At 70.6% G+C, this 13,363-nt stretch carries 13 protein-coding genes; 10 read left to right on the top strand and 3 right to left on the bottom strand.

Annotation, left to right across the window (positions count from 1 at the left end; genetic code table 11):
* Positions 1 to 618 precede the first annotated feature (618 nt).
* Entirely contained in the window at positions 619 to 948 is a 330-nt protein-coding gene (locus tag RBJ65_RS13795; RefSeq protein WP_306324018.1) for a hypothetical protein, read from the top strand.
* A 171-nt stretch (positions 949 to 1,119) separates the two neighbouring features.
* Here RBJ65_RS13795 and RBJ65_RS13790 read toward each other — a convergent pair whose 3' ends face one another.
* Entirely contained in the window at positions 1,120 to 1,578 is a 459-nt protein-coding gene (locus RBJ65_RS13790) for an ATP-binding protein (protein ID WP_306324017.1), read from the bottom strand.
* 191 nt (positions 1,579 to 1,769) lie between these two features.
* On the opposite strand from RBJ65_RS13790, the gene RBJ65_RS13785 reads away from it, so the two are divergent.
* From RBJ65_RS13785 to RBJ65_RS13745, 9 genes are all read left to right on the top strand, one after another.
* Entirely contained in the window at positions 1,770 to 2,555 is a 786-nt protein-coding gene (locus tag RBJ65_RS13785; RefSeq protein WP_306324016.1) for a hypothetical protein, read from the top strand.
* A gap of 178 nt (positions 2,556 to 2,733) precedes the next feature.
* Complete coding sequence (locus RBJ65_RS13780) at positions 2,734 to 3,480, top strand: YcnI family protein (protein WP_306324015.1); 747 nt, start codon at positions 2,734 to 2,736, stop codon at positions 3,478 to 3,480.
* Positions 3,481 to 3,567: 87 nt separating this feature from the next.
* Positions 3,568 to 4,251, top strand: a complete 684-nt coding sequence (locus RBJ65_RS13775; RefSeq protein WP_306324014.1) for an SCO family protein — start codon at positions 3,568 to 3,570, stop codon at positions 4,249 to 4,251.
* Positions 4,248 to 4,727, top strand: coding sequence for a copper chaperone PCu(A)C (locus tag RBJ65_RS13770; RefSeq protein ID WP_306324013.1), 480 nt, complete (start codon positions 4,248 to 4,250; stop codon positions 4,725 to 4,727). The genes RBJ65_RS13775 and RBJ65_RS13770 overlap by 4 nt, the downstream gene beginning before the upstream one ends.
* Before the next feature lie 16 nt (positions 4,728 to 4,743).
* The gene (locus tag RBJ65_RS13765; protein ID WP_306324012.1) at positions 4,744 to 6,675 is read left to right on the top strand and encodes a copper resistance CopC/CopD family protein; all 1,932 of its coding nucleotides are present in this window, start codon (positions 4,744 to 4,746) and stop codon (positions 6,673 to 6,675) included.
* 8 nt (positions 6,676 to 6,683) lie between these two features.
* The gene (efeB, locus tag RBJ65_RS13760; RefSeq protein WP_306324011.1) at positions 6,684 to 8,003 is read left to right on the top strand and encodes an iron uptake transporter deferrochelatase/peroxidase subunit; all 1,320 of its coding nucleotides are present in this window, start codon (positions 6,684 to 6,686) and stop codon (positions 8,001 to 8,003) included.
* A 79-nt stretch (positions 8,004 to 8,082) separates the two neighbouring features.
* Positions 8,083 to 9,018 carry a prephenate dehydratase gene (pheA, locus tag RBJ65_RS13755; RefSeq protein WP_306324010.1) on the top strand — a complete coding sequence of 312 codons (936 nt, stop codon included), beginning with the start codon at positions 8,083 to 8,085 and terminating at the stop codon, positions 9,016 to 9,018.
* Between the two features lie 625 nt (positions 9,019 to 9,643).
* Positions 9,644 to 10,915: a serine--tRNA ligase gene (serS, locus tag RBJ65_RS13750; RefSeq protein WP_306324009.1), complete on the top strand. Its 1,272-nt coding sequence runs from the start codon at positions 9,644 to 9,646 to the stop codon at positions 10,913 to 10,915.
* A gap of 68 nt (positions 10,916 to 10,983) precedes the next feature.
* A complete protein-coding gene (locus RBJ65_RS13745) occupies positions 10,984 to 11,808 on the top strand; it encodes an HAD family hydrolase (RefSeq protein ID WP_306324008.1) in 825 nt (274 codons plus the stop codon).
* 438 nt (positions 11,809 to 12,246) lie between these two features.
* On the opposite strand, the gene RBJ65_RS13740 is transcribed toward RBJ65_RS13745, so the two are convergent.
* The gene (locus RBJ65_RS13740) at positions 12,247 to 12,507 is read right to left on the bottom strand and encodes a hypothetical protein (protein ID WP_306324007.1); all 261 of its coding nucleotides are present in this window, start codon (positions 12,505 to 12,507) and stop codon (positions 12,247 to 12,249) included.
* A 136-nt stretch (positions 12,508 to 12,643) separates the two neighbouring features.
* Entirely contained in the window at positions 12,644 to 13,363 is a 720-nt protein-coding gene (locus tag RBJ65_RS13735) for an ABC transporter permease (RefSeq protein WP_306324006.1), read from the bottom strand.

The following is a 13,363-nucleotide window of genomic DNA, read 5'->3' as shown; positions in this document are numbered from 1 at the left end:
GGATGTCGCGGCCTGCTCCCCTTCCATGCCGCGTTCCTCGCGAGGGTCCGTCCTCGCCGGCGCCGGGGCGTGCGGGAGAGCTGCCCCGGGTTGGATCAGTCCGGGAGGACGGAGGGTCCAGGCCGTCTGATGTCGGCGAGGCGGCCTGGACCACCCGAAAAATGGTCCAGTTGGCCCGGGGGCTGGGGGCGTGTGACGGAGCGCTGTCCGCCCGTGAAGGCTTCCGTCCTCACCCACTGTAGGCGGTACGGGCACGGGGAGAGCCCCCGCGGTTCAGGTCCTCACCACGCTGGAGCCCCCACGCAATCCGCTCCGGCTCACCGGTCTCCTGGCCCCCGGCACTGCCCTCACCTCCACCGGTCGCCACCGACCCTACGAACGATCGGCGTGGGCCCGCGCCAGTACGCAGGGCAGGCTCAGCGTGAACGCCGCGGGCGCGACGTCACGGAGGCGTCCATGGCAGGTGTCCGTGCCGTGGTCTGTGGACCGGGCGGCGCGGGGGGCCGATACCCGCTGCGGGCTTGTGCGGCACGGGCCAGTGGGCTGGGTGCCGGGCGGGCCGCGAGGCGTTGGATACGCCAGGTGAGGACCCGGGCCGGATGCTCGGCGTCGGCCAGGGTGCCCCGTCCTACCGCTGTACGCAGGACCTGGCAGCGCGCGCTGCGCACCGTCCCTCTGCCGGACACACTCGCCGAGGCGCTCACGGCCCATATGAAGGACCACCCGCCGGTCGAGGTCTCGCTGCCGTGGGCCGAGCCCGACGGCGAGGAACGCACGTACCGCCTGCTCTTCACCGACGACCAGGGGCGCGCGTACCACCGCACGGTCTTCAACCAGTACGTCTGGAAGAAGGCGCTCGCCGACGCCGGAGTCATCCCGCCCCGCGAGAAGGGCTCCCCGCGCTGCGCGGCGGCCCCCGAGGACGGCATGCACACCTCCGAGCAGTGAGTCCCGTACGCGACGGGCGATCGACTCCGCCTTCACCGCCCGGTCAGGAGCATCTGTGATCATGTGCCCTGACCGTGCCCTCGCGGCCTGATCAAGCCCCCAGAGTGGCCCTCAGTGGCCCTCAGTGGCCCCGATAACCGCTCCACCGCAGGTCAGCGCAGCACAACACCCTCACACCGCCATCAGCGGCGCATCCTTCTTCCACTTGAGGATCTTGTCGAAGCTGACCACGGCGCCGCCGCTGCCCGGTCTGTTCACGAAGTGCACGTGGTCGGCGAGTTCCTGGATCAGGCACAGGCCGCGCCCGTGCTCCGCGTAGTCCGGCGCCGGGCGGACGGCCACCGCCGCGCGGCCGTTCGTGGCGGCGAACCCGGGGCCGGTGTCGGCCACTTCGATGCGGCACTTCTCGCCGTCCAGGTAGGCGGTGACGCGGAACGCGTCAGAGGCCTCGCTCGTCCCCGTGCCGCCGTGCTCCACGGCGTTCGCACACGCCTCGCTGAGCGCCACCGACAGGTCGTAGGAGATGTCGGGGTCGACGCCCGCGGTCTCCATGGTGCCCATGAGGAGGCGCCGGGCGAGCGGCACGCTCGCGGCATCGCGCCGCAGATGGAGGGACCACCAGATGCTCATGCTCCCGCCTCCCGGCCGCGACTCGACATACCGATACGTATTGCCACCACCGGCCCGGCGCAATCGCGGAGTTGACGTGATGACGCCCATACGGCCGACGCGCGTACCGGAGTCGGCGGTGTACGGGAGATTCGGGACCTTGCGGACCTGCCGTATGGAGCGTGTGAAGCCAGTGCGATGATGAGGCCGCCATGTCTGCCCCCCACCAGCGTCGGTCACGCAGCGCGGCCGATCTCCGGCTGCTTCGGGCCGCGGTGTTCGCCGCGGTCTGCGTCGTGCTGTCCGCTGGAGGGCACTGCCTCGGTTCGACGGCCACCGTCCCGTTGTGGACACTTTCGCTCGGCTTCCTCGGCGTCTTCTGCGCGGCCCTGCCGCTGGCCGGGCGCGAGCGGTCGCTGCCGGGCATCGCCGCCCTGCTGGGCGCCGGGCAGATCGCGCTGCACAGCGTCTTCGGCCTCGGCCAGCAGCACGCCATGGCCATGGCCCCCACCGCGGGCGAGCCCTCGGCGGTCGAGCGGGCCGCGCGGCTCATGTGCGGGGCGGGCGCGTCGACGCTCAGCCCGGCGCAGGCCCAGCGCATCCTCGACAACGCGCGCGTGCCGACCGGCGAGGCGCAGCACCACATGGCGGGCGCGGCCGACTCCACGATGTCGCTGCTGCCGTCCCTGCCGATGCTGCTCGGGCACCTGCTCGCCGCGGCCGGCGCCGGCTGGCTGCTGCGCCACGGCGACCTCGCGCTGAGCCGCATCGTGCGGCTCTCCGCGTACGCCGCCGTGGATGTGGCGCCCATCCGTTCGCTGCGGGCCGCCCTGGGGCTCGTACGGGCCCTCAAGGCCGGGTTGTGGGGTGCGCCGGCCCTGCCGCGTGCCGCTCGTGCGTCCTTCGCCGAACCACCGGCCCTGCGGGCGGCGGCACTTCAGCACTCCGTGAGGCGGCGCGGGCCACCCGCGGCCGACACGTTCCTTCTCGCTGCCTGAACGGCGCGCGTACTCCACCGCGTACTGCGGGGGATGAGCCGTGCCGTGGGCACGCGCGCGTACCCGCTTTTTCGCCGCCTACGTAGTGCGGTGTTACGCCGCCCATGTGGTGCGGTGCCGCGCGGTCGCGCCCTCTCACCCTTCGCTGGATCCCTCTGAACGTGGAGTTCACTCAGTCATGAAGCAGATGTCCCGCGCCGCACTCGTCGGCGGCGCCGCCGTCTCCTCCGTCGTCCTCCTGTCCGCCCCCGCCTTCGCGCACGTGAGCGTGCAGCCGGAGGGCGAGGCGGCCAAGGGCGACTACGCCGTCGTCGACTTCAAGGTGCCGAACGAGCGCGACGACTCCGCCACCACCAAGGTCGAGATCAACTTCCCGGCCGAGCACCCGCTCGCCTCGGTGATGCCCGAGCCGGTGCCCGGCTGGAAGGCCGACGTCACCAAGAAGAAGCTCGACAAGCCCATGGAGATGCACGGCGAGAAGATCACCGAGGCCGTCTCCAAGGTCACCTGGACCGCGACCGGTTCCGGCGACGACAAGGGCGTGCAGCCCGGCTACTTCCAGAAGTTCCCGGTGTCCATCGGCCAGCTGCCGACCGACACCGACCAGCTCGTCTTCAAGGCGCTCCAGACGTACGACAACAAGGAGGTCGTGCGCTGGATCGAGCCGCAGGTCAAGGGCCAGGAGGAGCCGGAGAACCCGGCGCCCGTCCTGGAGCTCTCGGCCGCCGCGGAGGACGGGCACGGTGCCTCGGGCGCCTCCGACGACAGCGCCAAGAAGGAGGCCGCGGCGGCCTCCACGGACGCGTCGTCCGACAGCTCCGGCAGCGACACCACCGCCCGCGTCCTCGGCGTCGTCGGCATCCTCGTCGGCATCGCCGGTGTGGCGTTCGGCGTCGTGGCGGGCCGTCGGCGTACCAACAGCTGAGCCACTCTCGGTGGGCGGCGGGGGCGCGGTGTGCGTCCCCGCCGCCCCCGCCGCCCACCGGCCACCTCACATCTGGGACATTTCTCTATGCGCAACCCCCGCAAGAACACGAAGTTCAACAGGAAGAGCCTGCTGGCCGCGGTCGGCCTCGTCACCGTGGCGACCTTCGCCCTGTCCGCCTGCGGAAGCGGCGACGACAGCGGCAAGCCGGTCGCCGAGGTGTCCTCCGACGCCGGCTCGAAGAAGGCGGCGACGGTCCTCGACAAGCCGTTCAAGAAGCCGGATCTGGTGCTCACCGACACCCACGGCAAGAAGTTCGACCTGCGCGAGCAGACCAAGGGCAAGCCGACGCTCATCTACTTCGGCTACACGCACTGCCCCGACGTCTGCCCGCTGACGATGAGCAACCTCGCCGTCGCCAAGAAGTCGCTGCCCAAGTCCGAGCAGGACAAGCTCCAGGTCGTCTTCATCACCTCCGACCCGGACCGCGACACCCCGTCCGTACTCGGCAAGTGGCTCAAGGCGCAGGACAAGGACTTCATCGGCCTGACCGGCGACTTCGCGACCATCCAGGGCGGCGCCCGCACCCTCGGCATCTCCCTCGAGCCGACGCAGAAGGACAAGAACGGCAAGCTCGTGTCGATGCACGGCACGCAGGTGATCGGCTTCTCGCCGAAGACCAACGCCGGGTACGTGATGTACGGCGAGGACGCCACGGTCGACGACTACACCAAGGACCTCCCCAAGATCGTCAAGGGGGAGAAGCCGTGAGGCGCACGCCCGTCACCCTCGGTGCCATAACGCTCGCGGCGGGGCTCGCCCTCACCGCCTGCGGCTCCGGCTCCGGCTCCGGCTCCGAGGACTCCGCCGACAAGCCCGACGTGAAGGTCGAGGGCGCGTTCATCCCCGCACCCGCCTCCGGCGACATGGCCGCCGGGTTCTTCACCGTGCACAACAAGGGGGCCGCCGACACCCTCACGTCCGTGAGCAGCGGCATCTCCCAGAAGGTCACCCTGCACAGCACCAAGGGCGGCGTGATGAAGGAGCAGAAGTCCTTCGCGGTCCCCGCGAACGGCGAGCTCGACTTCCAACGCGGCGGCAACCACCTCATGTTCGAGAACCTGAAGCAGAAGCCCAAGGAGGGCGACAAGGTGTCGGTGAAGCTGCGCTTCGCCAAGTCCGGCACCGTCACGGTCTCCTTCCCGGTGAAGGTCGCCACCTACAACCCGTCGCACGCTTCGCACTGAAGGGGCTGACTTGTACGTGAAGACCATCGCTCCCCGCACCTGGCAGCTGGTGCTGCTCTTCCTCGCCGTCACCGGCGCACTCCTGGCCGGCGCCGCCCCCGCGTCCGCGCACGCCGCGCTGACCGGGAGCGATCCCAAGCAGGGAGCGGTGGTCGACTCGGCGCCGAAGAAGGTGTCGCTCACCTTCTCCGAGGACGTCGCGATCTCCGACGGCGCGGTCCGCGTCCTCGACCCGGCCGGCAAGCGCGTCGACGACGGCAAGGTCACGCACCCCGGCGGCACGACCTACGCGGTGGGCCTGCACTCCGGCCTGCCCGACGGCACGTTCACCGTCGCCTACCAGGTCGTCTCCGCCGACAGCCACCCCGTGTCCGGCGCCTACACGTTCTCCATCGGCAAGCCCTCCAAGACGACCGCGGTGGTCGCCGACCAGAACGCCGGCGGAGGCGTCGTCGGCGGGCTGTACGGCTTCGCGCGCTACGTCGCGTACGCGGGGTTCGCGCTGCTCGTGGGCGGCGCCGCGTTCGTGCTCGGCTGCTGGCGGGGCGGGGCGAACAGCAAGCCCGTGCAGCGCCTCGTGGTCGGCGCCTGGACCGCGCTGACCGCCGCCACCCTCGCCATGCTGCTGATGCGCGGCTCGTACACCGGGTCCGGGAAGCTCGGCGACATCTTCGACATGTCGCTGCTCGGCCAGGTCCTCCAGACGAAGACCGGCGCCGCGCTCACGTCCCGGCTGCTGCTGCTCGCCGCGGCGGCCCTCTTCATCGCGGTGCTCTTCGGGGCGTACGCGAAGAAGAACGAGGCCGACGAGGGTGAGGGGGACGATGAGGGCGAGCGGGAGAAGGAGCGGGGCGACCTCACCTTCGGGCTCTCCATCGGCGGCGCCGTCGTCGCGGCCGGGCTCGCCGCCACCTGGGCCATGGCCGAGCACGCCTCGACCGGGATCCAGGCGGGCCTCGCGATGCCCGTCGACGTACTGCACCTGCTGGCCGTCGCCTCCTGGCTCGGCGGGCTCGCGACGCTGCTCGTCGCGCTGTACCGGGTGCCGACGATCGAGGGCTCGGCCGTGCGCCGCTTCTCGCGCGTGGCCTTCGGCAGCGTCCTCGTCCTCGTCGCGACCGGGCTCTACCAGTCGTGGCGGCAGGTCGGCTCCTGGTCGGCGCTGACCGGGACGTCGTACGGGCAGTTGCTGATGGTGAAGGTCGGGCTGGTCGTCGTGCTCGTCGGCGTCGCCTGGATCTCCCGGAAGTGGACGGGGCGGCTGTCCGAGTCCGTGGCCGCGGCGCCCGTGGTCGCACCGCGCGAGGCCGAAGCGGTGGAGGAGAAGTCGGAGGAGAAGGCGACGGTCTCCGTGGCCGCCGGGGCGAAGAACGCCGACCCCGAGCGCGCCGCCCAACTCGCCCGGCAGCGCGCCGCGATGGCCAGCGCCCGCGAGAAGCGGGTACGCGACTCCGACCCGCACCGCTTCGGCCTGCGCCGCTCGGTGCTCACCGAGGCGGGCATCGCGGTCGTCCTGCTCGCCGTCACCACCGTGCTCACGTCCACCGAACCGGGCCGCACCGAGGAGGAGGCCAAGTCCGCCACCTCGGCCGCGCAGACGCAGTCGGGCCCGGTCTCGCTGAAGATCCCGTTCGACACCGGCGGCGCGGACGGCAAGGGCACCGCCCTCCTGGAGATCGACCCCGGCCGCACCGGCAACAACGAAATGCACCTCTACGTAGAGCGGCCGAACGGCAAGGCCTTCGACGTCCCCGAGGTGAAGGTCGCCTTCACCCAGGAGGCGAAGAAGATCGGCCCGCTGCCCGTCGTGCCCGACCACATCGCCACCGGACACTGGACGGCGAGCGGCGTGCAGATCCCCGTGGCGGGAAACTGGAAGGTCGCGCTGACCGTGCGTACCTCGGACATCGACCAGATCACCATCGACAAGAACACGAAGATCGGCTGACCCGCCCCATGACTGACACGTCTGACACGCAGAGCCGGACCGAGACCTCCACCGGGACCTCCGCCGGGGCGACGGGCATCTCGCGACGGCGGCTGATCGGGACGGCGGGCGCCACCGGAGTCGCGCTCGGCGCCGTCGGTGCGGGCGCGGGGTACGCCGTGGCGTCCTCGAACTCCCCCGAGCAGCAAGCGGCGTTGACCTCGCTCGGGGCGGACGAGGTGATGTTTCACGGGAAACATCAGCCCGGCATCACCACCGCGATGCAGGCCCGCGGCCACCTCGTCGCGTTCGACCTGGCGGCGGGCGCGGGGCGCAGGGAGGCGGCGGCCCTGCTGCGCCGCTGGTCGGCGACGGCCGAGCGGCTGATGGCGGGCGAGCCGATGTCGTCCGACGACACCGATGTGGCGCGGGACGCCGGACCGTCCTCGCTGACGATCACCTTCGGCTTCGGCCACAGCTTCTTCTCCCGTACGGGACTGGAGAAGCAGCGCCCCGCCGCCCTCGACCCGCTGCCGGACTTCTACTCCGACCACCTCGACAAGGCGCGCAGCAATGGCGACCTGTGGGTGCAGATCGGCGCGAACGACCCGCTCGTCGCCTTCCACGCGCTGCGCGCGATCCAGAAGGAGGCGGGCGGCACGGCGAAGTTGCGCTGGCAGATGAACGGCTTCAACCGCTCGCCCGGCGCCACCGCCCACCCGATGACGGTCCGCAATCTGATGGGCCAGGTCGACGGCACGGGGAATCCGAAGCCGGCCGACAAGGACTTCAACGAGCGGATCTTCGTGCCGAGTTCGGGGTCGGGCTCGGGCTCGGGTTCGGGCTCCGTGCAGTCCCCCGCGTGGATGGCGAACGGCTCGTACGTCGTCGTACGCCGGATCCGGATGCTCCTCGACGACTGGGAGAAGCTGTCGACGGCGGCGCAGGAGCACGTCATCGGCCGCAAGAAGTCGAACGGCGCCCCGCTGACCGGTGGCAAGGAGACCACCGAGCCGGACCTGGAGAAGACGGACGCGAACGGCGACCTCGTCATCCCGCTCAACGCGCACGCCCGCATCACCCGGCCCGACCAGAACGGCGGATCCGCGCTGCTGCGCCGCCCGTTCTCGTACCACGACGGCTTCGACGAGGACGGCACCCCGGACGCGGGCCTGCTCTTCGTCTGCTGGCAGGCGGACCCGCTGCGCGGCTTCGTGCCGGTGCAGCGCAAGCTCGACCGGGGCGACGCCCTGTCGAAGTTCATCCGGCACGAGGCGAGCGGGCTCTTCGCGGTGCCGGGCGGCGCCGACAAGGGCGGGTATGTGGGGCAGGCGTTGCTGGAGGGGTAGGCGGGGCCCGTGCCGCCGGTCCGGGTGGCCCTCGACGCATCCGTGAACCCCGCACCGTACGGCCCATTAAGGTGAGCCCATGCCAGCCAGCTACGCGTATCTCGGTCCCGAGGGCACCTTCACCGAAGTCGCCCTGCGCACGCTCCCGGAGACGGCCACCCGGGAGCTCGTTCCCATGGTGTCCGTGCCCGCGGCGCTCGACGCCGTCCGCGGCGGGGAGGCCGAGGCCGCGTTCGTACCGATCGAGAACTCCGTGGAGGGCGGCATCACCACGACCCTCGACGAACTGGTCGCGGGCGAGCCGCTGATGATCTACCGCGAGGTGCTGCTCGACATCACCTTCGCGCTCCTTGTGCGCCCCGGCACCGAGATCGGCGACATCAAGACGGTCACCGCGCACCCGGCCGCCCAGCCGCAGGTCCGCAACTGGATGAAGGCCAACCTGGCCGACGACGTGACCTGGGAGTCCGCGGCCTCGAACGCCGACGGCGCGCGGCTCGTGCAGGAGGGGCGCTACGACGCCGCGTTCGCCGGCGAGTTCGCGGCCGAGAAGTACGGGCTCGTGCCGCTGGTCACGGGGATCCACGACGCGGAGAACGCGCAGACCCGCTTCGTCCTGGTCGGCAAGCCGGCCCGGCCCGCGGCGCCCACCGGCGCGGACAAGACCTCGGTCGTCATCTGGCAGCGCGAGGACCATCCCGGTGGGCTGATGGAGCTGCTCCAGGAGTTCGCGATCCGCGGGGTCAACCTGGTGCTGCTGCAGTCCCGGCCCACCGGCACGGGCATCGGCGACTACTGCTTCGCGATCGACGCGGAGGGCCACATCGCGGACCGCCGGGTGGCGGAGGCGCTGATGGGCCTGAAGCGGGCGTGCCCGGAGGTGCGCTTCCTCGGTTCGTATCCGCGGGCCGGGGTCGCCGTGGAGGATGTGCGGCCGCCGCGCTCGGGAACCTCGGACGGCGAGTTCGTGGCGGCATCGGACTGGCTGGCGCGCTGCCAGGACGGGCGGTTCTGAGGCCCCTGGCAGCAACGGGGCCGGATCCCAGGTGGTTTTCCACCGCCGGATCCGGCTTCTTTTTGCCCGCACACCCGGTCCTACCAGCGGATTTTCTTCATCCACAGAAGTTATCCACAGGGCACCTTCTCGACCTGGGGACAAGTCGACAGGAAGGTGGTGGATGGTCGACAAATCGCCCCACAGGCCCCAGAGGTGTCCACAGCCCGACAGGCCACCCTTCGTCCAGGCATTTCCCTTGATCGACTCTTTGGAGTGAAGCATTTCCACCCGAAAGTGAGCTTGCGAGCAGTTTGAGCGGGGAATTCTTCGTTACGCATGCGGCTTTCGGAATGATCTCTTCCGGTGTCCACAGATCATTCTCACAGCCTGTGGATAACCTTTCGGGGCTGTGTATCTCTGTGGACAACGGGCCCCAACTCCCGCCTCCAGCAAGGGGGTCGAGTCAAAGCGGAGTGCCGCTTCTGCCCCTTTCAAGGGAAAGTGGCGTTCTTTCCTTGACGTTCCTCGATACCCCTCGACGTCCCGCATTCCACTCTAAATTCACATTCCGGCAAATAGGGCATAAATGGGTGCAACGGATATCGGGTCGTCTGCCGGAACCGCGCGACGGTAGCCTTGAGGGGTGATTGACCTTCGCCTGCTCCGTGAGGACCCCGACCGTGTTCGCGCCTCCCAGCGCGCCCGTGGAGAGGACGTCGCGCTCGTCGACTCCGTCCTGTCCGCCGATGAGCGGCGCAGGTCGTCCGGGCTCCGCTTCGACGAACTCCGCTCCGAGCAGAAGTCGCTCGGCAAGCTGATCCCCAAAGCCTCGCCCGAGGAGAAGCAGGAGCTGCTCAAGAAGGCGGGCGAGCTCTCCACCGCGGTGAAGGCCGCCGAGGCTGAGCAGCGCGAGGCCGAGGAGGAGACGCAGCGCCTGGCCATGCAGCTGGGCAACATCGTGCACTCCGACGTCCCGACCGGCGGCGAGGAGGACTTCGTCGTCCTGGAGACGCACGGCACGATCCGCGACTTCGGCGCCGAGGGCTTCGAGCCCAAGGACCACCTGGAGCTCGGCGAGGCGCTCGGCGCCATCGACGTCGAGCGCGGCGCGAAGGTCTCCGGCTCGCGCTTCTACTACCTGACGGGGGTCGGCGCGCTCCTGGAGCTCGCGCTCGTCAACGCGGCGATCGCGCAGGCCACCGAGGCCGGCTTCACGCCGATGCTGACCCCGGCCCTGGTGCGCCCGCGCGCCATGGAGGGCACCGGCTTCCTCGGCCAGGCCGCGGAGAACGTGTACCACCTGGAGAAGGACGACTACTACCTGGTCGGCACCTCCGAGGTCCCGCTCGCCGCGTACCACATGGACGAGATCGTCGACGCGGACCAGCTGCCGCTGCGCTACGCCGGCTTCTCGCCGTGCTTCCGCCGCGAGGCCGGTACGTACGGCAAGGACACCCGCGGCATCTTCCGCGTGCACCAGTTCGACAAGGTCGAGATGTTCTCGTACGTCGACCCGGCGGACGCGGAGAACGAGCACAAGCGGCTCCTGGAGTGGGAGAAGCAGTGGCTGACCGGCCTGGAGCTGCCGTTCCAGGTGATCGACGTCGCGACCGGTGACCTCGGCTCCTCGGCCTCGCGCAAATTCGACTGCGAGGCGTGGATCCCGACCCAGGGCAAGTACCGCGAGCTGACCTCGGCCTCGAACTGCGACGGGTTCCAGGCGCGCCGGCTGTCCATCCGGATGCGCGAAGGCAAGAAGGTGCAGCCGCTGGCGACGCTGAACGGCACGCTGTGCGCCGTCCCGCGCACGATCGTGGCGATCCTGGAGAATCACCAGCAGGCCGACGGCTCGGTGCGGGTTCCGGAGATGCTGCGGCCGTACCTTGGGGGACGCACCACCCTGGACCCCAAGTAATCGCAGGTTGAGCGGCCCGTCGGGCCCGCGCGGCCTGAACAGCTGACCAGCCTGGAGCCGAACGCCAAGTGAGCCATCCCGCTCCCCTCGCCCCTGCCTTTCCGTACAAGCTCGTGGCGACCGACCTCGACGGAACGTTGCTGCGCTCCGACGACACGGTCTCCGAGCGCACGCGTGAGGCGCTCACCGCGGCCACCGCGGCGGGCGCCGCGCACATCATCGTGACCGGCAGGGCGGTGCCCTGGACCCGCCACATCCTCGACGACCTCGGCTACGAGGGGCTCGCGGTGTGCGGCCAGGGCGCGCAGGTGTACCACGCGGGGGAGCACCGGCTGCTGACCTCCGTGACGCTCGACCGGCAGCTGGCGGGCATCGCGCTCGCCAAGATCGAGGCCGAGGTGGGGCCGCTGGCGCTGGCCGCGAGCCGCGACGGCATCGAGGGCGAGGTCATCGTCGGGCCCGGCTACCAGGTGCAGGAGGGGCCGCTCCCCGTCGTTCCGTTCACGGAGCTCGCGGAGCTGTGGGCCGAGCCGCTGAACAAGGTGTACGTCCAGCATCCCGGGCTGACCGACGACCAGCTGGCGGAGGTCGCGCGGACCGCCGCGGGCGGGCTCGTGGGCGTCACGATGGCGGGCGAGGGCATCGTGGAGCTGCTGCCGCTCGGGCTCTCCAAGGCGACGGGGCTCTCGCTGGCGGCGCGGCGGCTCGGGGCGAAGGCCGCCGACACGATCGCCTTCGGCGATATGCCGAACGACATCCCGATGTTCGGGTGGGCCTCGCACGGGGTGGCGATGTCCAATGCGCACGACGAGCTCAAGGCCGTGGCCAGTGAGGTGACGTCGTCGAACGAGGACGATGGGATCGCCGTGGTGCTGGAGCGGATGCTCGGCTGAGGTCCGGGTCGTGTGGCGGTCGGCCGTCCCCATGTCTCGGGGCTCCGCCCCGGACCCCGCGCCTCAATCGCCGGCGGGGCTTGAGAATGCCCACCCGCCGCCGGGGCTTGATTTCACGTGCGTTGCGCAGCATCGAGGCCCGGCCCCGCTACGGCTGGGGACCGGGCCCGATGCAAAGGGTGGGCGGCCCGCGTGTCACGGAAGAAGGACACGCGCTCGAAGCGGCCGCCCCGGGCAACGCCCCAGGCGGGGCTCGACGGAGTGCAGTGACTACTCCGGAGCCTGCCTCGGGCCGCCCTGCCGGGAGCTCGACGTACCACTGATGGACATCGCCGGGCTCCTCTCCCGGTCCTTGGACGCCGACGCCACGGTCGGTGTGCTGACACAACTACTGTGCCGCGCCGCGAAGTTGCACGCCACCGAATTAATCGCCGACGCTCACCGGCGGCGCCACCTGCGGCGCCGCGCCTTGCTGAAGAACCACCCCGCGGGAGGCTCGTCCGAACGCCACGGCTGCGGCTCGGGACCGTCCTTCCGCCACCGCTCGGCGAGCATCCGGGCCCGCGCCGACGGCTCGCTCGTCTCGGCGGCACGTATGAAGTCGGCGTCCAGGACCACGTCGTCCCAAGCGTCCACGCGGTGCTCGCTGTCCTCGCCCTGACCGGGCCGGTCCCCCTCACGGTTCGGTTCGAATGTCATCGCGGGCCCTCCGGGTCTGCGTCGGGGCGGCCTGTGGAACGGCGCACCCTCCCACCAGTGTCCGGGTGGGAGGGTGAAATCGGCATCAAGAACAAACCCGGCGAAAGCAGCGGCCGGGTCGCCCACTCCTACTCCTCTACTCCTCCCCGGCCAGCTTCAGCGTGCGCAGCTTCTGCCCCGCGTACCAGGTCGCCAGCACCGTCACGACCACGAGGAACACGGTCGCGAGCGGCAGCCCCACGTCCGAGGTGACCAGGTCGCCGCCGGCCACCTTCTGGGCGACCGCGAGCGACCACTGCTGCACGCTGAGGGTGCGCGCCCCGGAGACCAGGGAGCCGAAGAGGGCCTCCCATACGAGGGCGTAGACGAGGCCGAAGACGACCGCGTGCCGGGTGACCGTACCGAGCAGCAGGAAGATCGCGGCGTACGCGATGGAGGCCACGAGGGCGGCGATCGTGTACGCGACGGCGATCTGCTGCCCGTTCCCGTTCAGGATGAAGCCCGCGATCAGCGTCGGGACGGCGGAGAACACCATGGTCACACCGATGGCCACGATGAGCTTGGTGAAGATGATCGTGGGCCGCTTGATCGGCTTGGAAAGGAGGTAGACGACGGAGCCGTCGTCGATCTCCGGGCCGATCGCTCCGGTGCCCGCGATGACACCGATCAGCGGCACCATCGTGGCGAGCGCGAACCCGCCGAGCAGGTCGGACGCGGTCTGGTCGTCGGCTCCCGTGAGCCCGCGCACGAGCGCGGAGATCACGACCAGGAGGACCGGAAGCGCGAAGAGGATGAGGGCCCGGCGCCTGCCGAGCAGGGCCCGGTAGGTGAGTCGGGCGACAGTGGGGTCGTACAT

The organism is Streptomyces sp. KL109B (assembly GCF_030766935.1).
GTDB lineage: Bacteria > Actinomycetota > Actinomycetes > Streptomycetales > Streptomycetaceae > Streptomyces.
Note: the sequence above shows the minus strand (reverse complement) of the source record. Positions and strands in the feature narration are given on the sequence as shown.

Excerpts from the sequence above, each read along its gene's own strand:
- RBJ65_RS13790 (WP_306324017.1), bottom strand. The coding sequence starts at position 1,578 with ATGAGCATCTGGTGGTCCCTCCATCTGCGGCGCGATGCCGCGAGCGTG.
- RBJ65_RS13785 (WP_306324016.1), top strand. The coding sequence starts at position 1,770 with ATGTCTGCCCCCCACCAGCGTCGGTCACGCAGCGCGGCCGATCTCCGG.
- RBJ65_RS13780 (WP_306324015.1), top strand. The coding sequence starts at position 2,734 with ATGAAGCAGATGTCCCGCGCCGCACTCGTCGGCGGCGCCGCCGTCTCC.
- RBJ65_RS13775 (WP_306324014.1), top strand. The coding sequence starts at position 3,568 with ATGCGCAACCCCCGCAAGAACACGAAGTTCAACAGGAAGAGCCTGCTG.
- efeB (WP_306324011.1), top strand. The coding sequence starts at position 6,684 with ATGACTGACACGTCTGACACGCAGAGCCGGACCGAGACCTCCACCGGG.
- pheA (WP_306324010.1), top strand. The coding sequence starts at position 8,083 with ATGCCAGCCAGCTACGCGTATCTCGGTCCCGAGGGCACCTTCACCGAA.
- RBJ65_RS13740 (WP_306324007.1), bottom strand. The coding sequence starts at position 12,507 with ATGACATTCGAACCGAACCGTGAGGGGGACCGGCCCGGTCAGGGCGAG.
- RBJ65_RS13735 (WP_306324006.1), bottom strand. The coding sequence starts at position 13,363 with ATGTACGACCCCACTGTCGCCCGACTCACCTACCGGGCCCTGCTCGGC.